Origin of the sequence: Streptomyces sp. ADI96-02, from assembly GCF_003846185.1 — a bacterium.
GTDB lineage: Bacteria > Actinomycetota > Actinomycetes > Streptomycetales > Streptomycetaceae > Streptomyces.
Map to the genome: position 1 here is coordinate 3,837,902 of NZ_ML123034.1, position 19,351 is coordinate 3,857,252.

General features: G+C 69.7%; 17 protein-coding genes and 1 pseudogene. 7 read left to right on the forward strand and 11 right to left on the reverse strand.

Annotated elements, in window-relative coordinates:
- Positions 1-242: 242 nt before the first annotated feature.
- Positions 243-1,118 (forward strand): NAD(P)H-binding protein, encoded by an 876-nt coding sequence (locus EES43_RS16895; RefSeq protein ID WP_124269482.1) that lies wholly within the window; start codon positions 243-245, stop codon positions 1,116-1,118.
- Positions 1,119-1,251: 133 nt separating this feature from the next.
- Here the strand turns inward: EES43_RS16895 and EES43_RS16900 are convergent, their stop codons facing one another.
- Complete coding sequence (locus tag EES43_RS16900) at positions 1,252-2,199, reverse strand: AraC family transcriptional regulator (protein WP_124269483.1); 948 nt, start codon at positions 2,197-2,199, stop codon at positions 1,252-1,254.
- 123 nt (positions 2,200-2,322) lie between these two features.
- On the opposite strand from EES43_RS16900, the gene EES43_RS16905 reads away from it, so the two are divergent.
- Positions 2,323-3,204, forward strand: a complete 882-nt coding sequence (locus EES43_RS16905) for an NAD(P)H-binding protein (RefSeq protein WP_124269484.1) — start codon at positions 2,323-2,325, stop codon at positions 3,202-3,204.
- A gap of 92 nt (positions 3,205-3,296) precedes the next feature.
- Here EES43_RS16905 and EES43_RS16910 read toward each other — a convergent pair whose 3' ends face one another.
- Positions 3,297-3,641 (reverse strand): hypothetical protein, encoded by a 345-nt coding sequence (locus EES43_RS16910; RefSeq protein ID WP_124269485.1) that lies wholly within the window; start codon positions 3,639-3,641, stop codon positions 3,297-3,299.
- 131 nt (positions 3,642-3,772) lie between these two features.
- Here EES43_RS16910 and EES43_RS16915 point away from each other — a divergent pair, with 131 nt between their 5' ends.
- Positions 3,773-4,570, forward strand: a complete 798-nt coding sequence (locus EES43_RS16915) for a helix-turn-helix domain-containing protein (protein ID WP_124269486.1) — start codon at positions 3,773-3,775, stop codon at positions 4,568-4,570.
- Complete coding sequence (locus EES43_RS16920; protein ID WP_124269487.1) at positions 4,563-4,784, forward strand: DUF397 domain-containing protein; 222 nt, start codon at positions 4,563-4,565, stop codon at positions 4,782-4,784. The genes EES43_RS16915 and EES43_RS16920 overlap by 8 nt, the downstream gene beginning before the upstream one ends.
- A 71-nt stretch (positions 4,785-4,855) precedes the next feature.
- Here the strand turns inward: EES43_RS16920 and EES43_RS16925 are convergent, their stop codons facing one another.
- From EES43_RS16925 to EES43_RS16950, 5 genes are all read right to left on the reverse strand, one after another.
- Positions 4,856-7,243: an ATP-binding cassette domain-containing protein gene (locus EES43_RS16925; protein WP_124269488.1), complete on the reverse strand. Its 2,388-nt coding sequence runs from the start codon at positions 7,241-7,243 to the stop codon at positions 4,856-4,858.
- Positions 7,244-7,445: 202 nt separating this feature from the next.
- Complete coding sequence (locus tag EES43_RS16930) at positions 7,446-7,862, reverse strand: VOC family protein (RefSeq protein WP_206430070.1); 417 nt, start codon at positions 7,860-7,862, stop codon at positions 7,446-7,448.
- Between the two features lie 10 nt (positions 7,863-7,872).
- Complete coding sequence (locus tag EES43_RS16935; RefSeq protein ID WP_124269490.1) at positions 7,873-8,292, reverse strand: helix-turn-helix transcriptional regulator; 420 nt, start codon at positions 8,290-8,292, stop codon at positions 7,873-7,875.
- 189 nt (positions 8,293-8,481) lie between these two features.
- On the reverse strand, positions 8,482-8,976 hold the full coding sequence (locus EES43_RS30660) for a hypothetical protein (protein WP_164493187.1): 495 nt from the start codon (positions 8,974-8,976) through the stop codon (positions 8,482-8,484).
- 500 nt (positions 8,977-9,476) lie between these two features.
- The gene (locus tag EES43_RS16950; RefSeq protein ID WP_124269492.1) at positions 9,477-10,811 is read right to left on the reverse strand and encodes a hypothetical protein; all 1,335 of its coding nucleotides are present in this window, start codon (positions 10,809-10,811) and stop codon (positions 9,477-9,479) included.
- 582 nt (positions 10,812-11,393) lie between these two features.
- On the opposite strand from EES43_RS16950, the gene EES43_RS16955 reads away from it, so the two are divergent.
- Positions 11,394-12,665, forward strand: a complete 1,272-nt coding sequence (locus EES43_RS16955; RefSeq protein WP_124269493.1) for a putative adhesin — start codon at positions 11,394-11,396, stop codon at positions 12,663-12,665.
- A 197-nt stretch (positions 12,666-12,862) separates the two neighbouring features.
- Here the strand turns inward: EES43_RS16955 and EES43_RS16960 are convergent, their stop codons facing one another.
- On the reverse strand, positions 12,863-14,164 hold the full coding sequence (locus EES43_RS16960; protein WP_124269494.1) for a pyroglutamyl-peptidase I: 1,302 nt from the start codon (positions 14,162-14,164) through the stop codon (positions 12,863-12,865).
- Between the two features lie 117 nt (positions 14,165-14,281).
- Positions 14,282-15,031 carry a class I SAM-dependent methyltransferase gene (locus EES43_RS16965; protein WP_124269495.1) on the reverse strand — a complete coding sequence of 250 codons (750 nt, stop codon included), beginning with the start codon at positions 15,029-15,031 and terminating at the stop codon, positions 14,282-14,284.
- Between the two features lie 348 nt (positions 15,032-15,379).
- Between EES43_RS16965 and EES43_RS16970 the strand changes: the two genes are divergently transcribed.
- Entirely contained in the window at positions 15,380-16,045 is a 666-nt protein-coding gene (locus EES43_RS16970; RefSeq protein ID WP_124269496.1) for a DUF4232 domain-containing protein, read from the forward strand.
- A gap of 104 nt (positions 16,046-16,149) precedes the next feature.
- Here EES43_RS16970 and EES43_RS16975 read toward each other — a convergent pair whose 3' ends face one another.
- Positions 16,150-17,337 carry a hypothetical protein gene (locus tag EES43_RS16975; protein WP_124269497.1) on the reverse strand — a complete coding sequence of 396 codons (1,188 nt, stop codon included), beginning with the start codon at positions 17,335-17,337 and terminating at the stop codon, positions 16,150-16,152.
- A gap of 367 nt (positions 17,338-17,704) precedes the next feature.
- Positions 17,705-18,895, reverse strand: a complete 1,191-nt coding sequence (locus EES43_RS16980; RefSeq protein ID WP_124269498.1) for a flavin-containing monooxygenase — start codon at positions 18,893-18,895, stop codon at positions 17,705-17,707.
- Positions 18,896-19,141: 246 nt separating this feature from the next.
- Between EES43_RS16980 and EES43_RS31415 the strand changes: the two are divergent.
- Positions 19,142-19,351, forward strand: a pseudogene (locus tag EES43_RS31415) (DoxX family protein); the annotation flags it as partial.

Here is a 19,351-nt window from a genome sequence, read left to right on the forward strand (position 1 = left end):
ACGAGGCCCGGATCCCCTGGATCCGGGCCTCGTCCGTGTGCCCGGGAGCGGGGTGGCGCCACGGGGTACGGGACCGGGGCGCGGGGCCGGTCCGGCGTCGCCCGGTCCGGGGTCGCCCGTCCGGGCCGGACAACCGCCGCACGGCGGCTCCGGACGGGCCGCACGACGGCCCCGGACGCGCGGACATCCCTGCCGGACGATCACCCATGGCCGACGGCGGCCCGCCCCGCGAAGCTCGACGTATGACACACACCGACACCACCCGCACCCACACGACGAACGCCCCGGGCACCGTCCTGGTCCTCGGCGGCACCGGCAAGACCGGCCGCCGGGTCGTCGCCCGCCTCCGCGAGCTGGGCGTGGAGGCGCGCGTGGCCTCCCGTTCCGGCGACACGCCCTTCGACTGGTCGGCCCCGGCCACCTGGCAGCCGGCCCTCGACGGAGCCGACGCCGTCTACATCGTCGGCCCCGAGGAATCACCCTCCCCGACCCCCGCCTTCGTCGAGCAGGCCGTCGCGAGCGGCGTGCGGAAGCTGGTGCTGCTCTCGGCCCGGGGCGCCGACGTGCCCGGCTACTTCGCCGACGCCGTCGGCGCCCAGCACCGGGAGAGCGAGGCGGCCGTCCGGTCCTCCGGCGTCGCCTGGACGATCCTGCGGCCCGGCTGGTTCGCCCAGAACTTCAGCGAGGGCGTCTTCCTCGACGGCGTGCGCGCCGGTGAACTGGCCCTGCCCACCTCGGACGGGACCGCCGCGTTCATCGACGCCGAGGACATCGCGGCGGTCGCCGTCGCGGCCCTCACCGAGGACGGCCACGACGGCGAGGTGTACGAGCTGTCCGGCCGCCGCGCGCTGGGCATCGCCGACGTGCTCGACGAGATCGCGAAGGCGACCGGAGTACGCGCCGCCTATGTCCCGGTCGAGCCGTCCGCCTACCGGGCCGAGCTCGTGGCGCAGGGGATCTCCGAGGAGGAGGCCGCAGTCTGGACGGAGGCGCTGGAACCGATCCGCACGAGCCGGGAGGCCCCGCTGAAGGACGGCGTCCGCCGGGCGCTCGGCCGCGCGCCGCGCGACTTCAGCGACTTCGTCCGCGACGCGGCGGCGAAGGGCGCCTGGGCGTGACGGCTTGCGGGACGCCGGACCGCGTACCGTCGCCTGACCGCGTACGGGGCGGGGCGGGCGTGCGGGCCGCCTCGCCCCGTGCCCAGCGGCCCAGGGGGTTCGCCCGGCCTCAGCCCGCCGTGTCGCCCAGGCATCAGCCCGCCGGAGCCGCCCGGTCCGGCTCCGGGGCGGTCGCCGCCTCCCGCCGGTACGCGCTGGGGCTCGTGCCCCGCAGGCGTTTGAACGCCGCGCTGAAGCCGAACGCGTCCGCGTAGCCGACCCGCCGGGCCACCGCCGCCACCGTCAGCTCGGTACGGCTCAGCAGGTCGGCGGCGAGCGTCATCCGCCACTCGGTGAGATAGGCCACCGGCCCGTCGCCGACCAGCTCCGTGAACCGCTTCGCCAGAGTCGTCCTCGACACCCCCGCCCGCGCCGCCAGCTCCGCCGTCGTCCAGGGGTGCGCCGGATCCTCGTGGATCGCGCGCAGCGCCGGGCCCGCCACCTCGTCGCCGAGCGCGCCGTACCAGCCCGGCGGCTCGGCCTCGGGCCGGTCGAACCAGTCCCGCAGCGTGCACACCAGCAGCCAGTCCAGCAGCCGGTCGAGCACGATCTGGTGCCCCGGCCGACTACCGCCGATCTGGCCCTCCAGGTAGTCGCGCAGCGCCGCGCCGTCGGGTTCGTCGGGCACCACCAGGACGGGCGGCAGGGCGCGCAGCAGCCGCTGCGGAACCTGCGCCCGTACGTCGTAGGCGGCGGCGAGCAGCACGGTGGGGCCGCCGAATTCGAGATCCCGGTCGGCGGCGTCCGGCCCCTCCTCGCCCCAGTGCACCTCCCGTACGCCGGTGGCCGTCCCCGTAGCGTTCGCCGGGTCGTCGGTGAACGAGAACGGCGCGGGCCCCCGGACGATCGCGCCCTCCCCGACCTCCACGTGCCGGGGCTCCCCGGCCTCGGGCACGATCCACCCCGCGCCGCGCAGCGGCAGGATCAGGGTCAGGTAGGCCCCGTCGGTGAAGCGCAGCGACCAGGGCGGCCACAGCACCGAACGCCCGAACACCGCACCCTTGCCCCGCACGCCCCGCAACAGCTCGTCGAACACGTCCATGACGCCAACGATAGGCAGAACCTGCGGGGTGTACCGGAACCCGCACGGCGTACCGGACGATCACCTATGCGCGGCGTACGGACGCCCATGGCTCCGGCGGCGGGGCCGCGATGGACTTGCCCCATGACATCGCAGAGCACGCACGGCACGACACCGCAGAGCACGCACCGCACCTCGTCCGACATCCTCGTCCTCGGAGCCACCGGCAAGACCGGCCGCCGGCTGGTCGCCCGTCTGCGCGACAAGGGCGGCGTCCACGTCCGGGCCGCCTCCCGCTCCGGTGAGGTGACCTTCGACTGGACCGTGCCCGACACCTGGGAGCCGGCGCTCGCCGGGGCCGGGGCGGTCTACCTGGTCGCCCCCGAAGACCCCGCGCCCGTAGGGGAGTTCGTGCGGCAGGCCACGGCATGGGGCGCGCACCGTTTCGTGGTGCTCTCCGGCCACGGCATGGAGAAGGCGGACGGCGGCGCCTTCGGCCTGGGCATGGCCGCCGCCGAAGAGGCGGTCCGTGCATCCGGGGCCGAGTGGACTTTCCTGCGGGCGAACAACTTCTTCCAGAACTTCGACGAGGACCTGTGGCTGGCCCCGCTGCGGGCGGGCCGCCTCGGCCTGCCTATCGGAGACGTGCCGGAGCCGTTCATCGACGCCGACGACGTGGCGGCGGTCGCGGCGGCGGTACTCACCGAGCCCGGCCACGCGGGCCGCGCCTACGTGCTCTCGGGCCCGCGCGGTCTCACCTTCGCCGAGGCCACACGGACGATCGCCGAGGCCGCCGGCCGCCCCATCCGCTACGAGGAGCTGACGCCCGCCGCCTACCGCGCCGAACTTCTCGCCGAGGGCTGGCCGGAGGCCGCCGCCGACGAGATCGGATCTTTGTTCGATATGATCCGGGCGGGTCATCTGGCCGAGGTGACCGAGGACGTACGCCGGGTACTGGGCCGCGAGCCCGCCGAACTGGAGCCGTGGGCGCACCGCGTCGCGGCCCGGGGGACCTGGGCCGCGTAGGGCAACGGCCGGGCCCGGCCCGATCCACCCGCGCCGTCGCACGCCCTGTGCGGCGGCGCGGTCGCGTTGGCGGATGCCACGGCCGACCCGGGTCAGGGCCGCAGGCGTACGAGCCCGGGGCCGGTGGGATGCTCCACCTCGGACCGGTCGGGGACGCCCAGCCGGAGGCCCCGGCTGCGGGCGACGCGGTGGACCTCGCGCAGCGACTGGGTCAGGGCCGTCGTGACGTGGCGGAACTGGACCTCGGTGCAGCGGTCGTCGTCGAGCATGTCCTCCGCGTGGTCGATGAGGTCGAGGGCCATGCCGAGTTGGACGGCCTCCACGGTGTCGGCGGCACGCGAGACGCGGCCGGTGCCGTCGCCGACGACGTAACAGGGTTGGCCCTCCCGCCCGTCCCAGGGAAGCAACCGTGCGGCGTTCAGGGATTGTTCGGTCATGAAAGTGTCAGCTCCGTGCAGGTGGGGGTGAATTATTCGCTGCGTAGCGATCCACTCACAGAATGGAACCGGCGCGGCTAGGCTCGCCAGGGGTTCGCGGTGACACCCTCTCCGTCACACGGGAGTTGACCTTGCGTAATACCTATGGCGAATGGTTGAAGGCTCAGCGCGAAGCGGCGGGGCTGACGCAGCAGGAACTGGCGGACATGGCGATCATGACCCGGTCGCACATCTCGCATATCGAGGGCGGGCGGCGGGTGCCGAGCAGCGAGGACGCCCGGCGGTTGGACAAGGCGCTGAACACCGGAGACGTGCTCAGCAGCTTCAGGCCCGAAACGGACGACGACGTCCTCGCCGATTATTTCGCGCCGGCGGAACACCTTGAGCAACAAGCCACCATGATCCGCGAATTCGCGCTGTCCTTCTTTCCGGGAATCCTTCAGACGGAGGCGTACGCGCGTTGCGTACTCGGTAACGCGTTCCCGCCGCCGAGTCCGGCCGAGTGTGACAAGGCGCTCGTCGCACGACTGGGGCGTGCGCGGATCCTCCAGAATCCGACGTCACCCGTGGTCTGGGTCCTTCTCGACGAGATGGCGCTGCGACGCCCGGTCGGCGGTGCGGACGTCATGGCCGAGCAACTTGAACACATGATCGCTCTGACCGAAGTCGGACGCATCCGCACCCACGTGCTCCCTATCTCGGTCGGATATCACCCCCTGCTGGACAGCATGTTGACGCTGATGTGGTTCGAGGATCAGCCTCCGATCGCGTATAGCGAGGGAGCGCGCACGGGGAAGCTGCACGATTCACCGTCCGTGGTCGCTGTGCTCCAGGGCCGCTACGATCTTGCCTTGAGCGACGCAATGCCACTGAAGGAGTCGTTGGCACTGCTGAAAGCGACGGCGAAGGGCTACAGAGAACATGGCTGAGCACACCAACCCCACGAAGTCCTCGCTCAGCGGCTGGCGTAAGTCCACCTTCAGCGGAAGCGATTCGAACAGCTGCCTGGAGGTCCAGGACCACCACCCCACCGCCGTCCCCGTCCGCGACTCCAAGGTGCCCGGTGGGCCCGCCCTGCTCGTCCCCGTCGCCGGCTGGACGTCGTTCGTGGAAGCCGTCAAGGACGGGTCGCTGTCCGTCTGAGCCCGGTCCGTCTGAGCCCGCCCCGTCACACGTGACCACGTGACAGGGCGGGCCCGCGGTTCAGGTTGCGCTCAGGCTCCGACGTAGGCCGCCAGGTGTTCGCCCGTGAGGGTGGAGCGGGCGGCCACCAGGTCGGCAGGGGTGCCCTCGAAGACGATCGTGCCGCCGTCGTGGCCGGCACCCGGGCCGAGGTCGATGATCCAGTCCGCGTGCGCCATGACCGCCTGGTGGTGCTCGACCACGATCACCGACTTTCCGGAGTCCACGAGCCGGTCGAGCAGGCCGAGAAGCTGCTCGACGTCCGCGAGGTGCAGGCCGGTCGTCGGCTCGTCGAGGACGTAGACGCCGCCCTTGTCGCCCATGTGGGTCGCCAGCTTGAGCCGCTGCCGTTCGCCGCCCGACAGCGTGGTGAGCGGCTGGCCGAGGCTGAGGTAGCCGAGCCCGACGTCCACGAGCCGTTCCAGGATCTTGTGCGCGGCCGGGGTCCGCGCCTCGCCCGTGCCGAAGAACTCCTCCGCCTCGGTCACCGACATCGCGAGTACTTCGCTGATGTCCCGGCCACCCAGGTGGTACTCCAGCACCGCCGGCTGGAACCGCTTGCCCTCGCAGTCCTCGCACGGGCTGGAGACGCCCGCCATCATGCCGAGGTCGGTGAAGACGACGCCCGCCCCGTTGCAGGTGGGGCAGGCGCCCTCGGAGTTGGCGCTGAAGAGTGCGGGCTTCACGCCGTTGACCTTCGCGAAGGCTTTGCGGATCGGGTCGAGCAGCCCGGTGTACGTCGCCGGGTTGCTGCGGCGCGAGCCGCGGATCGGGCTCTGGTCGACGGAGACCACGCCCTCGCCCGCCGGGATCGACCCGTGCACGAGCGAACTCTTCCCCGATCCGGCGACCCCGGTGACGACGGTGAGCACGCCGAGCGGGATGTCCACGTCCACCTCGCGCAGGTTGTGCGCCGTCGCGCCCCGGATCTCCAGGGCGCCGGTGGGCTCGCGGACCTGCTCCTTGACGGCGGCCCGGTCGTCGAGGTGGCGGCCGGTGACGGTGTCGGAGGCCCGCAGGTCCTCCAGGGCGCCTTCGAAGCAGACGGTGCCGCCCGCCGCGCCCGCGCCGGGGCCGAGGTCGACGACGTGGTCGGCGATCGCGATCGTCTCCGGCTTGTGCTCCACGACGAGCACGGTGTTGCCCTTGTCGCGCAGGCGCAGCAGCAGCTCGTTCATCCGCTGGATGTCGTGCGGGTGCAGGCCGATGGTCGGCTCGTCGAAGACGTACGTGACGTCGGTGAGCGAGGAGCCGAGGTGGCGGATCATCTTCACGCGCTGCGCCTCGCCGCCGGACAGCGTGCCGGAGGCCCGGTCGAGCGCCAGGTAGCCGAGCCCGATCTCGACGAACGAGTCGAGCGTCTGTTGAAGCGCTTCGAGGAGCGGGGCCACGGAGGGTTCGTCCAGGCCGCGGACCCATTCCGCGAGGTCCCGGATCTCCATCGCGCAGGCGTCGGCGATGGAGATCCGCTTGATCTTCGAGGAGCGGGCTCCCTCGCTGAGCCGTGTTCCGTCGCACTCGGGGCAGGTGGTGAAGGTGACGGCCCGGTCCACGAACTCGCGGATGTGCGGTTGCATCGCCTCCCGGTCCTTGGAGAGGAAGGACTTCTGGATCTTGGGGATCAGCCCTTCGAAGGTCAGGTTCACTCCCTCGACCTTGACCTTGGTCGGCTCCCGGTGGAGGAAGTCCCGCATCTCCTTCTTGGTGTACTCGGCGATCGGCTTGTCCGGGTCGAGGAAGCCGGACTCCGCGTAGGTCCGGACCGTCCACCAGCTGTCCGACTTCCAGCCGGGGATGGTGAACGCGCCTTCGGCGATCGACTTGGAGTCGTCGTAGAGCTGGGTGAGGTCGATGTCGGAGACCGTGCCGCGGCCCTCGCACCGGGTGCACATGCCGCCGGTGCGGCTGTAGGTCGCCTGGACCGCTTTCTTGTTGCCGCGCTCGACGGTGATCGCGCCGCTGGCCTTAACCGAGGGGACGTTGAAGGCGAACGCGCCAGGCGGTCCGACGTACGGCTTGCCGAGCCGGCTGAAGAGGATGCGGAGCATCGCGTTGGCGTCGGTGGCCGTGCCGACCGTGGAGCGGGGGTAGGAGCCCATCCGCTGCTGGTCGACGATGATCGCGGTGGTCAGCCCGTCGAGCACGTCCACCTCGGGCCGGGCCTGCGTGGGCATGAAGCCCTGGACGAACGAGCTGTACGTCTCGTTGATCAGCCGCTGGGACTCGGCGGCGATGGTGCTGAAGACCAGGGAGCTCTTGCCTGAGCCGGAGACGCCGGTGAACACCGTCAGGCGGCGTTTCGGCAGCTCGATGCTGACGTCCTTCAGGTTGTTCTCCCGCGCACCGTGCACCCGGATCAGGTCGTGGCTGTCCGCGGCGTGCGGCTCGGGCGGCTTCGGGGCGTGTGTTCTCGGAGCCATGCTCGTCGTCTCTCCATCACTGTCACTGCGGGCACTGTCACTGCGAGCCGCAGCTGCCGGCCGCACCTGCTTGCCGCACCTGCTGGGCGCCGCCGTCGCGGGCCGCGGCCGGTCTCGGTGGTCGGCTGGACCCGCTGCCGCGCGCGGCGCCCGCCGGTTCCTCGTCGTCGGCAGCGTAACGCCGGGTCCGCCGGAGCGGGGGCTACCGCTCGCGGGGCTGACTGAAGCGCAGCATGTTGCCCGAAGGATCGCGGAAAGCGCAGTCGCGGACGCCGTACGGCTGGTCGATCGGCTCCTGAAGCACCTCGCCGCCCGCCGCGCTGATCCGCTCGAACGTGGCGTCCACGTCGTCGGAGCGGAAGATCACGCCGCGCAGGAGGCCCTTGGCGAGGAGTTCGGCCATGGCGTCCTTGTCGGCCGCCGAGGCGTTCGGGTTGGCGAGGGGCGGTTCGAGGACGATGTCCACGTCGGGCTGGGACGGTGACCCCACGGTCACCCAGCGCATTCCCTCGAAACCGACGTCGTTGCGTACCTCCAGGCCGAGGATGTCCCGGTAGAAGGCGAGGGCCTTGTCGTGGTCGTCGACGGCGATGAAGCACTGCGAAAGGTTGATGTCCATGCGTTTCACGCTACGGCCGGGGGTCCGCTTTCGCTTCTCCATTCCTGACCGGTCGCGTGTGGATCTTGGCGATGCAGGCGGGGATGGCGGCTCCGTCGTCGTGGCGGCGGGCCCGGTAGGCGCTCGGGCTCTCGCCGACCAGCTCGGTGAAGCGTGAGCTGAACGAGCCCAGTGACGTACAGCCGACCGCGAAGCAGACCTCCGTCACCGACAGGTCGCCCCGCCGCAGCAGTGCCTTGGCCCGCTCGATGCGGCGGGTCATGAGATAGCTGTACGGGGTCTCGCCGAAAGCGGCGCGGAAGCTGCGGGAGAAGTGGCCGGGGGACATCAGGGCGGCCCGCGCGAGCGCCGGAACGTCGAGCGGCTTCGCGTACTCGCGGTCGATCAGGTCACGGGTCCGGCGGAGCCGGACGAGGTCGTCCAGCGTCACCCCTCCACCATCGCACAGCGCGGGCGGTGGGCATGTCCCTTCCTCGGAGGAACGACGAGCACCCGGAAAGGCCGGTGGCGAACCACCGGCCTTTCCGGGAACTCCCCGAAGTCACACCTGAGTGCGGTGCAGCTCTGTCGACTCTGCTCTGTCCACTCCGCGCTGTCGACTCTGCCGATTCTCTCGGCTCTATCGGTTCGTGATGTGGAATTCGGCGTTCACGTGGCCGGTGCCACTGCCGATGGAGCCGTTGACGTTCACGATCTGGCTGTGGGACGTCGTGCCGTCGGTGTTGTTGGACCCCGACCAGTTGTCGAACGCCTTCATGACGACGTGGCCGCCGCTCGGGTCGGCGTACGTGAGATCGGCTTCCGCGCCGTACATCCAGCTCGACACGTCGACCTTCTCGGACGTGTGGGCCGGCAGGTCGACGGCGCGCTGGCCCCAGGACGCGGAGTCGTTGTGATCGGCCGACACGAGCTTCATGTCCGTGTTGCTGTCGTTGTAGACCGTGACGTAGAGGTGGTACGTGGCGCTGGCGGACTGCGACCCGGCCGGGGCGGTGGCGGCCGGCGGGGTCTGGGGGGCCGGGGTGCCGGTGTCCGCGGCGGCTATGCCTGCCACGCCGCCCATGAGGGTGACGGTGGTGGCTGCGACGACGGCGATGCGGGCGATCCGGGACATCAGGATTCTCCTCTGGTGAGTGAAAGCCAACCAGGTTGTGGTTGCGCCTCTTGCCGTTGGCGTGAGAAAGCCGTGGTGTTCGGCTTCGAATTGCTGGTGAGGCTCTTCGTTCTCGTGCCTTGCGGTAATGAAAAACGTACACCGCATTTCTCCGGCCACGGGCCCTGGGCGGGCAAAATGCCCTACAAAGGAGAATCAAGGGCGGGTGATTTACCTGGCGTTATCCCTGCGCAGCTGCGGCGTTAGTGTCGCGGCCTTTTCGTTGCTCTGTCAGAACGTCGGCGGGGGCGGATACCCGATGCGTTTCCGCACCAGCAGTGACTGCGCGGCTTCGCCGCGTCACTCGCCGGGTCCTGCGAGGCGGGGCGCTCGGGCCGTGCGGGCGAGACGTGGCGGCGACTGCTCGGTCCTCGACCGCCGCGACTCCGTGGTTGACGACGGTTCACCCGCACGGTCCGCACTCCCGCACCGATCACTCGCCCAGGCGTCGGACGTGGGCATCACAGACCGATGGCATGGCGGAACACCGCAAATTCTGCGTCCAGGTACTCGGAAATTCTGGATGACGCATGACGCGTGACGCTCTGGTGGGTCTGCATCAGTACGTTCTGGAGTTCGGGGAGGTGATGCTCGTCGATCGTGTCCAGTGAGACCTGAACTTCCCACCTGAAGTCCGTGTCTCCGTCCAGTTCGGAAATCAGGGAATTCCAATGATCTGGGCTCTCGTGCCGGGGGCCCAGGTCGATCAGCATGCGGAGTTTCGCGTCATAATACCGAACTCTGTCACACCGTTCGATCAACTCGACGACGTCGACTGCGGAATTCAGCCCCCAGGCCGTCCAGTACGAGGCCAGGTCATCGAGGTCGAGGGTGGACGCCGTCAGCTCCAACAGAGACTGCGGTGGATCGGCGGCAGCATCCTGGAGCCGGCTGAAGCAGTTCAGTAGTGCACTCCACTGGTCGCCTTTCTCCTGGTAGTGCAGCCAACCCCAGAAGAGCTCCCACCATTCCGGATCGGCCGAGCAGGAAAGGAAATCTGCGGGACATGCTTCCTTCATTCCCGCGAGTGCCGATGTGAACTCTGCCAGCCCCTCCGGAGTGAACTGTCCATAGAATTCCTCCTGCTGTGCTGTGAGATATTCCGATGCCTCCAGCATCGCAGCCGTCGCATGAGGCAGCATCTCCTGCTGCATGAGCTGCTTCTGCCCCAATTCGGATCCGCTGGTTCCGAATTTCTTCGAATACTCCTTCACGGTGTCGTAGAGGTCGGACGAACCTTCCAGGTTCTTCTGGACGACCTGTTCGTCGGCGGTCTCGTCGTTCGCCGGTCCGCCGGATTCCGAGTTGCGCTCCTCCGGCAGTTCGAGACCTCGGCACGTAGCCATCTGGAACTTTGTGACGCCCGCGTCCTGAAGGATTCTCAGTACACCATTGCAAACATGCATCCCCTGGTTTGTGGGATTGCCGCACCAGAAGGGCATGCCGCAAAGCTTCAGGCCCGGCGGGATTTTCTCCATCCCTTCGAGGTTTTTCTGTTCTTGATCGGTGATGACGTAGAGTTTGGAGGTCATCTGCTCGGGCTTCACGAGCGCGAGACGATCCAGTTCGACCGTCTCCAGAGACCCGAAGAGCATGTTGGGGACGAAGGTCCTTTCCTGATGCTCGCCGATTCCTGTCGAGATCTCGGCGCTGATGATGGAAAGCCCGAGATGTTGAGGAAGGTCCGCGCCCTCTTCGGCATACGGTATGAACGTCATCCCTTTCGGGATCATGGCCATCGTTGAATTACCGCTGTGTTCAAGCGTTTTTCCGTGACCCATCAGATAAGCCTTCACGGCCGCTGTCTCCCTCTGTGACGCCTTTGTGGATGATCGCTGCGGTCATCGTCCAACGCGGGGCGGCCCGCATCCACTGCCGGAAGGGAGACCCTTCGGGTCGGGTGAGCATGCCTGCTCGGGCAGTTGGCTGAGGGAGCGTGGGATCCGTGCGCCATCAGCTCCCGGACACCTTGTCCGAATCCGATCCCCGCCCGAAGGCGAGAAGCGGCGGAAGATGCGGAGGTCGAATAGTGAGGGCTGATCCACCAGGAATTGCGGGACAGCCCTTCGGCGGTGTCCTCCCATGATCACCGTTGGCGGACCATGGTGTCGTGATACGTCGTCATGGCCTGCGACGGCCGGGGCCGACCGCCCTCTCTTGTCCTGACGGGTGCAACACCAACGACTGCACCCGCTTCACCGAGCATGTGCGGTCACGTCGTCGGTGCGGCCGGGCAGAGCCTGACTTGAGTATCCGCCCTCATCGGCGAGAGGCGAAATGCGTGCGGGCATGGACCTTGCCCTGACAGATGCCCCATCAGCCCGCCTGTCGCGATGAAAACCTTGCCATAATAACGTCAACATACCCTTCGGGAAAGGTTGGTCGACAGAATGCCAAGGCGTTATGTTCTGGGGCACGGGGAAGCCGTCGGTGGCGATGTCACCCTCCCTGCTGGAATCACGGTCAGGTTCTACTGCTCGCCGGGTAGCAGTCTGCACATGGCCAGGGGCGTCAGGATGGCCGTCAGGGATGCGGCGGGTCAAGGGGCAAAGACCGTCGCGATCGGTGCGACGGTGAGGAACATGCGCTTCACCCAGTTCGACGGCAATCAGTCCAAGCAGGTCAGGAAGTTGATCGGGGAGAACCCGGAACCCTTCGACTTGTGCGGCGAGAAGGAATGGCTGCCTAGCGGGATACATTTGTGCAACTCCCCGGACAACCCCGAGTGCATGCAGGGGCGTCATGAATGTGAGGGCGTGCTCGATGTCTACGAGGGCTCGTCCGACGTCGACATCGTCGCTTGCCAGACGTCGGACGAAAAGGCTCCGGTTGACTACGGCGGCGGGACGACGCGTGATGAGATACGCACGTCGCAGACGTTCCTCGACGGCAACAGGCTGTGCGACCTACTCAAGAAGGAGCGGAGGAGCGGACGGCAGTTCGACGGAGAATTCGGGAAGGAATTCGATGCGCTGCCCGAGGATCAGCAGGCCTTCTTCATGATGGCTGAGGACGATATAAAGTACTGGTGGTACCTGCGGGACCTGTGGCAGAACACCGGTGAGTTCGGTGACGCCGGCCTGTTGCTGCATCGGCTGGGCCAGCTCAAGGAGAACTACCGATCGGTCTACGAGGATCTGTTGTACGACTGGCTGATGAGTTCCATCGCCATCAACATCGTGCCGATGTACGAGGCGGAGCGAGCGATGCGCGGGAACTTCTACGACGGGATCTCATCGGATATCGCTCGCGTCCTGATGGACAAGGGTGACGATGACCCGTACTTGCAGGCCGCATGCAGTGATATGGGGTACGCGGAATGGTTCGCGTTTCTCCGCATCTACTTGGACACGGGAGGGAACTTCGCTGCCGGTACGACTCTCGACGATTACTTGAATGAGCAATGGATTCCCCGAGCGGATCTCGCCCTGATGACCTGGCTCGGGGATGACGATTCCGTGATCGACGCTGTGACGGGGCGCACGATGCTGCGCATGCTCATGCGGAAGTCGCTCCTGGAGAACGACTCGAACAGCGCCATCAGCTCTTACAACGACGGGGAGGACACCGACAGGGCCTTCGTGTGGCTCGACGGCTGGCTGGCAGAGTTCCTGACCGACCGCGGAATCCAGCGGCCCGAGGCCGTCTGAGCCGGCACGCCCGCGTCCATGACCCACGGCTCCGGCCGGGACGCACCGGGCGTTCGAGAACCCACTCCGCACCCGGTCATCCCGATTCCGGACCGTGGGGCAGCCGGTTCGGTCCGCTCGTGGGCCGTCCGCGCCCCGGGCCTCCAGCAGACCGTCCGAGGTCAGCAGCAGCCTCAGCGGCGCCTGCACGAATCGCCTCAACCGGCCGCGCTCACCGCCGTCTTCACCAGTGCCCGCACCTGGCCCACGATGTCCGAGCGGTTGCGCTCGAAGTCCGGGTCGGTGACCGAGCCCGTCGTCGGGTTCGTGTTGTCCGTGCCGAACTGCAGGACCGGCGTGTGCAGATGGCCGCCCGGCAGCTTCTTGAGCCCCAGCCGGTCGCGCAGCAGGGTGGCCCGGTAGGCGATCTCGTTCGAGAGGTAGTCGCCGCCGCCTCCGGCTCGCGCCTCCGAGCCCGGGGTAGGCCCGTCCGGCCTGGTCACCGGCTGGGTTCCGCCCGCCGGGATCTCGGTCACCTGGGTGTTGTCGTACACGGGGAAGCGGCCCGTGTCCGCCTCGGTGAGTTGCCGGTACGGGAGGGTGGTGGACGTCCACTGGGGCTGCGAGGCGGGGTCGGCGACGGGAACGGTCCCGGTGCGCCTCAGGTTCTCGTTGTCGGGGGAGCCGCCGCGCCAGGCGCCGTTGGTGCGCTCCACGTCGAACCGGCCCTGGCGGCCCTGGCTGACGGTGGTGAACAGGTCCAGGTTCGGCATATGCCGGGCCAGCGCCCGCTCGACGGCACCCTCGGCGAAGTCCGTCCAGCGCACGGGGAAGACGACGGTCTCGATCCTCGCCGGACCGTCGGCGGTCCGTACCAGGGTGCCGTCCAGGGCGAGCGCGCTCGCGCCCGAGGGGTTGCCGATCCGGGTGTCCCTGTCGAGCGTGAACGGATCGAAGCCGGTGACGAGGACCCGTTTCACCCGAGAGCCCGGGTAACGGATGTCCTCCTGGCCGCGCGATGAGGACTCCAGGACGGTGAGCAGGGCCCGGCGCCGCTCGTCGTTCAGCTCGAACGCCGGTTGCCACGCGCGCAGGTGGGTGCTGAGCGCGAGCCGGGCCCAGTACAGCGGACGGTCATCGCCCCGGCTCAGGTCGCCCGTGGCAGGTCCCCGGCCCTGGGCGCGGTCCACGGCGTGCCGCCACAGCGCCGAAGAGTGGCGGGTCACCGCTCGCTCTGCCTGCGCGTAGCTGCCGGAGCCCCGCAGCGCACGTTCGAAGCGCGGGGCGAAGGCGTCGAAACCGCTGCGCCGCAGAATCTCCTGAGGAGCGGCCCGATCGAGACGCTGCTCCTCGACGGTCGTCGCGGCCGAGGCGCGGACCGCGTCGGCGGTCGTCGCGGTGGAGGCGCGGACGGCGTCGGCGGGCTGCGCCGCGGCGGGCAGGGCGGGGCCCGCGAGGACGAGCAGGAGCGCCACGCCGCCGAGGCCGAGTCGGGCGGTTGCGGGGAGTCGGTGCTTCACGTGCGTCCTTTCGACGGAACGGCTGAGCCCGCAGTATCCCGGCACCGCCGGAGGCGACGCCAGGCACCCGGACGTCAAGGCGGGCGAGCGCGTACATCACGGCAGGCGAGCGCCCGTCTAGGGCACCTCGACGACGAAGAACAGGAAGGTGGTCTTGGTCGAGAGGTCGTGGAAGCCGTCGGGGAACAACTCACGGGCCGCAGCGTCGGGCTGCGGCTCGCTGATGCGGGCAACGCGGAATCCGGCGGCGGTGAAGGCGTCGGTCATCGCATGCAGCGGCTTGCGCCAGAACTTCATCGGGACGGACCGTCCGCCGAACGCCCAGTCGAAGGCGTAACTGGTGGTCGCGAAGTAGTCGGGCCGAGGATCCTGGATCGTGTACGCCACGAAGGGGTGGTCCACCGACGCGATCAGCCGGCCCCCGGGCCTGAGCACGCGTCGCAACTCGGCGAGCGTCGGCCCCCAGTCCTCCAGGTAGTGCAGCACCAGCGAGGCGACCACGTCGTCGAACGCGGCGTCGGCGAACGGCAGGGGGTCGCTCAGGTCGCCCTCGTGCAGCGCCACGTCGTCGCCGAGCCGCCGCCTGGCCAGAGCCAGCATTCCGGCGCTGGCGTCGATGCCGGTGACGAGCGCGCCGCGGTCGCGCAGCGCGGCGGAGAGGGGACCCGAGCCGCAACCGGCGTCCAGGATCCGACGGCCTGTCACGTCTCCTGCGAGGGTCAGCATCGCGGGCCGCGCGTAGTACGCGTTCACGAGGCTGTTCTCGTTCTCCGCCGTGTACGCCTCGGCGAAGCTGTCGTAGTCGTTCACCTTGCCCCGGCCCTCAGCGCGGTCCGGGTGTTCGGGCTCGCCGGTCATGTGTTCCATCGGCGCAGCCTAAGGGCTGACCCGTAATCCCGGCGGGGGCAGGGTAGTTGAGGAGGGTATACCACCGGCCCACCGGCCGGAGTCAAGATTCTTCGGGTTACGGGTCTGTCCCAGCGGGCGTCGGTGGTGAACAGGCGGAGAGCGGTGGTGGGAGCCGTCGTCCTGGCTGGTCGGCGGGCGTTCTCCCGCAGGCCGGGTCCGGCCGCGCTTGTCACAGGACGGTATGAGCGGGCAGCCGGGCGGAACGGCCACCGGGGCGGGTGGGTCCTGGTATTCGGAAACGCTCGCTCGTATTGATCGATGCGTACGGGCAGCAGCCCGCCCACCCGACCGAACCCAGGAGGAACCATGCGCGTTCACCAGCTCACCTTCGCGGCAGCCCTGGCCGTCGCCGCGAGCCTTTCGCTCACGGCCTGCCAGAACGACGACACCGCCCTCGGGCAGGGCGACCCGTCGGCCACGGGGTCGTCCACGGGCGGCGGTTCGGGTTCGGGCGGTCCGGACCAGGGCGGCGAGAAGGACACCGCCGGGTCGACCTCCGGCGGGAAGGGCACGACGGCGACCGCCGGGACCGGCTCCAGCGGAAGCGGGAAGGCCGGAAAGTGCCGCACCGACGATCTGCTGATCACCGCGATGGAGAGGACCATCGACGGCGACGAGGAAGCCACGGTCGCCGTGGAGTTCGAGAACCATTCGGACCGGGGTTGCGTGATCTCCGGGTTCGCGGGTGTCGACCTGAAGACCGACGCGGGCCCGCTGTCCGCGACGCGCACGAACGAGAAGCCCGGGTCGAGCATCCTGGAGAGCGGCAAGTCGATCGCCTTCGGCATCACCTACCCGTTCAACTCGTCCGGCGGCTCCGGCGTCCGCGTCACGGGACTGGTCGTGACCCCGCCCGGCGAGACGAAGTCGGTCACCCTCGACTGGCCGGGCGCCGCCACGCTGCCCGTCACGGAGGGCTCCGGCTCCTCGGTGAAGGTCGGCCCGATGGGCAGCGCCGGTCAGGGCGGCTGATCGACGAGACCGACGAGACCGACGAGATCGACGAGCCTGACAGGACCGGCGAGCCCGACAGGACCGGCGAGATCGACGCGACCTCCGTGACGGACTCGAACTCGTCAGGCGACCTGGGGAAGCCGGGTGCGGCAGTCGCGGCAGTGGCCGGGGCCGGTGGCGCGGAAGGCGCGCTCGCATCCGTCGCAGGTCTGGAACGGGACGGCGGGGGCGCGGTGTACGGGGAGGGGTCCGCCGGTAGCGGGGAGGGGCGGCGGGAGCAGGGCGACGATGCGGTGGCGCAGGAGCTTCGCGGGGTGTTTGAGCGGCTGGGGCAGGTCGTCGCTGAGGGCTCGACGGATGGTGTCGGGGTGGACGTCCCGCTCCAACCAGGCGGCCACGGCTGGGGCCAGCAGGTCGATGTCCGGTGCGGATAGGACCAGTTGAGGCACGTGGCGGCGCAGGTCGGCGAGGAGTTCGGCGGCGGCGCGGTGCAGGTCCGCCGTGAGTTCTCGGGGCCGGGGGAGCGCCGGCGGCGGAGGCTTGGGCGCGGTGGGCGGCGGTACGAGGACGGGCGCGCGGTACGGCGGTGGGGCCTGGGCGGCGTCGACCGCTGAAGGCCGGTCCGTACGGTCGCGCGGCGGTAGCTCGGGACGGGCTGCCGGTGGCCGGCTGCTGCGAGACGCCGGTGGCTGGGCGCTCCGGGGTACGGGCTCGGGTGCGGGCTCGGCCTCAGGCGGCGCGGGCGGTGCTGCCTCGGGTGCGGGTGCGGGTGCGGGTGCGGCCTTGGCCTCAGGCTCGGCCTCGGGTGCGGGCTCGGGCTCGGGCGGCGCGGCCCCAGGCGGCGCGGGCGGTGCTGCCTCGGCCTCAGGGCGGGCCTCGTCCCGCGTGCCGTCTGCCGCGACGGCGGGCGCGGCGGGCCTGGCGGGCGAAGGCGTCCGGGGAAGCGCCTCCGGCTGGTTGCAGAACACCGTCCGGGTGATGATCCGGCCGGACGCCGCACGCGTACGGGTGCGCCGCAGGTAGCCGTGGGCCTCCAACTCGCGCAGAGCGGCGGCGATGCGTGTCTCGCCCTCGGTGAAGCGGGCGGCCAGCGCCTTGACGCCCACCTTGGCTCCGCTGGGCAGCGACTGGATGTGCACGGCGAGGGCCAGCGCCGTGAGGGACAGCGTCCTGTGCTGGGCGAGGTGGTTGCCGACGATCGTGAAGCGGCTCGTGTGGGGGATCACCACGTGGATGACACCGGATGAGGGAAGAGGTCCGGAAACCTCCGCCAGGGTGAGCGGGTAGGGGTTATTCTGCTGAGTATCCATCGGGAAGCTCCGAACTTCCTCGGTGGTCAGGCCCTCGATCGGGATTGTGGTCCCGGTCGGGGGCCGACGCATGTCGGGTGGTTGGTGGCGTGAGCATATGCCTGGCAACCGGGGCAAAATCCAGCTCAGTTGGCGAAGCTCACCCGTCCGAGTGACGCCCCTCCCGAGGGTGATCACCGTCGCCGGGTGGGGTGGGGTGGGGTTGTTTCCCTGGTTCTTCAAAGCCTTTGACGTCCCGGATCACCACGTCCCCGCCCACCGGGTCCCCGTGCACCGGATCGCGGCGCACCGGATCGCGGCCGTCCACGATCCGGCCGCCCCCGGTCCTCGCTGAGCGCCGGGCCCTCCCGGAGCGCCCGTACCTGCCTCAGCGTGCGCGGGCCACCTTCTTGGCGATCCGGTCGGCGTCCAGGGCCATTTCGCGGAGCATGCCGCTGATCGGGTTGGTGAAGCCGGTGAAGTAGAGGCCCCGGGCGTGCTTGGGGCTGCGGCCTCCGTGCACGAGCGGGCGGCCCCGCCGGTCCAGGACGTCCAGGTGGCCGACCAGGGGTTCCAGCGCCCGGTCGTAACCGGTGGCCGCGATGACCGCCTGCGGGGTGACGCGGGAGCCGTCGGCCAGGACGACCGCGTCCTCGTCGAACGAGTCGACGGCGGCCACCGGTTGGACCGTGCCGGACTTGACCGCGTCGATCAGCCCCACGTCCTGGACCGGGATCGCGCCCTCCTTCACCCGGGAGTAGAGGCCGGTGTCCGGGCGCGGGAGTCCGTGGGCGGACAGGTCGGGGAGGGCGACCCGGTTCATCAGGCGGCCCACCCGGTCGACCACCCACACCGGAAGGCGGCGGACCAGGATGCCGGTCGCCTGGGCGGGCAGGCCGGCGGTGGAGCGGCGGACGATGTGCGGGACCGTGCGGACGGCGATACGGACGGTGGACGCGCCGCCCTCCGCCAGGTCGGCCGCGATCTCCGCCCCCGTGTTGCCGATGCCGACGACCAGGACGTCCTGACCCGCGTACGGGGTCGGGTTGCGGTACTCGGCGGCGTGCAGCAACCGCCCGGTGAACGTCTCGCGGCCCGGCCAGTCCGGGATGCGCGGGGTGTGGTTGAAGCCGGTGGCGACGACGACCGCGCGTCCCCTGAGCACCCGGCCGCCCGTCGCGGCGAGCTGCCATCCGGTGCCGTCTGCCGCCCGGTCGATCCGGGTCACCTCGACGCCCGTCACCACCTCCAACTCGTGGTGCTCGGCGTATTTCTCCAGGTACCGCACCACGTCGTCGCGCGACACCCAACGGCCGAACCGGCGCGGCATCTTCAGCCCCGGCAGGGCCGACCACCGGCGCGTGGTGTGCAGGTGGAGCCGGTCGTAGTGGCCGCGCCACGAAGCGCCGACCCGGTCCGATTTCTCCAGGACCACCGTCCGCACGCCCCGCGCCCGCAGCGCGGCGGCGGCGGAGAGGCCGCCGGGGCCGCCGCCGATGACGTACACGGGCCGGTCGTCCGTACGGTCGGTGAGGGCGACGGCGTCGGTACCGCTCGCGCGAGAAGGGCTGTTGGGCATGGTTCGGAGCGTAATCGCCCACCCTGTTGATGGGTCTCGGTCAAGACCGGAATCGATTGCGAATTGATCACGAGGTCCGGCGCGGAGGTGAAAGCGCCGCTTGTCGCGCTTCGGCCCCTGTCCGGCCTGCCCCGGCGTGCGCCTGCGGCTCGCGGGTGCGTCGTGCGGCGGAGGTGCGCGCCCCTTGCGCCCGGCGGCCCGATCCGGTGAACTGACGTATCGTCAGATGAGTTCTCTGGAGGCCCGATGCAGACGATCTGGCTCGGCGGCGCGGAATGGCTCGCCGTACTCCGTATAGGTCTCGGCCTGTGGTGGCTGGAGAGCTGGCGGCACAAGGACAAGAAGGGCTGGTTCGAGCGCGGCACGGGCATCGCCTGGGCGGCCGAAGTCGCGGGCAGGCATCGCTGGCGTGTGGTCCGCACCGGATTCCACCAGGTCGTCACTCCGCGCCCCAAG

Bases quoted from the DNA above. Each gene is read 5' to 3' on its own strand.
- EES43_RS16930 (WP_206430070.1), bottom strand. From the start codon at position 7,862: ATGGACATCAACCTTTCGCAGTGCTTCATCGCCGTCGACGACCACGAC.
- EES43_RS16895 (WP_124269482.1), top strand. From the start codon at position 243: ATGACACACACCGACACCACCCGCACCCACACGACGAACGCCCCGGGC.
- EES43_RS16975 (WP_124269497.1), bottom strand. From the start codon at position 17,337: ATGGATACTCAGCAGAATAACCCCTACCCGCTCACCCTGGCGGAGGTT.
- EES43_RS16970 (WP_124269496.1), top strand. From the start codon at position 15,380: ATGCGCGTTCACCAGCTCACCTTCGCGGCAGCCCTGGCCGTCGCCGCG.
- EES43_RS16965 (WP_124269495.1), bottom strand. From the start codon at position 15,031: ATGGAACACATGACCGGCGAGCCCGAACACCCGGACCGCGCTGAGGGC.
- EES43_RS16905 (WP_124269484.1), top strand. From the start codon at position 2,323: ATGACATCGCAGAGCACGCACGGCACGACACCGCAGAGCACGCACCGC.
- EES43_RS30660 (WP_164493187.1), bottom strand. From the start codon at position 8,976: ATGTCCCGGATCGCCCGCATCGCCGTCGTCGCAGCCACCACCGTCACC.
- EES43_RS16980 (WP_124269498.1), bottom strand. From the start codon at position 18,895: ATGCCCAACAGCCCTTCTCGCGCGAGCGGTACCGACGCCGTCGCCCTC.
- EES43_RS16900 (WP_124269483.1), bottom strand. From the start codon at position 2,199: ATGGACGTGTTCGACGAGCTGTTGCGGGGCGTGCGGGGCAAGGGTGCG.
- EES43_RS16910 (WP_124269485.1), bottom strand. From the start codon at position 3,641: ATGACCGAACAATCCCTGAACGCCGCACGGTTGCTTCCCTGGGACGGG.
- EES43_RS16925 (WP_124269488.1), bottom strand. From the start codon at position 7,243: ATGGCTCCGAGAACACACGCCCCGAAGCCGCCCGAGCCGCACGCCGCG.
- EES43_RS16920 (WP_124269487.1), top strand. From the start codon at position 4,563: ATGGCTGAGCACACCAACCCCACGAAGTCCTCGCTCAGCGGCTGGCGT.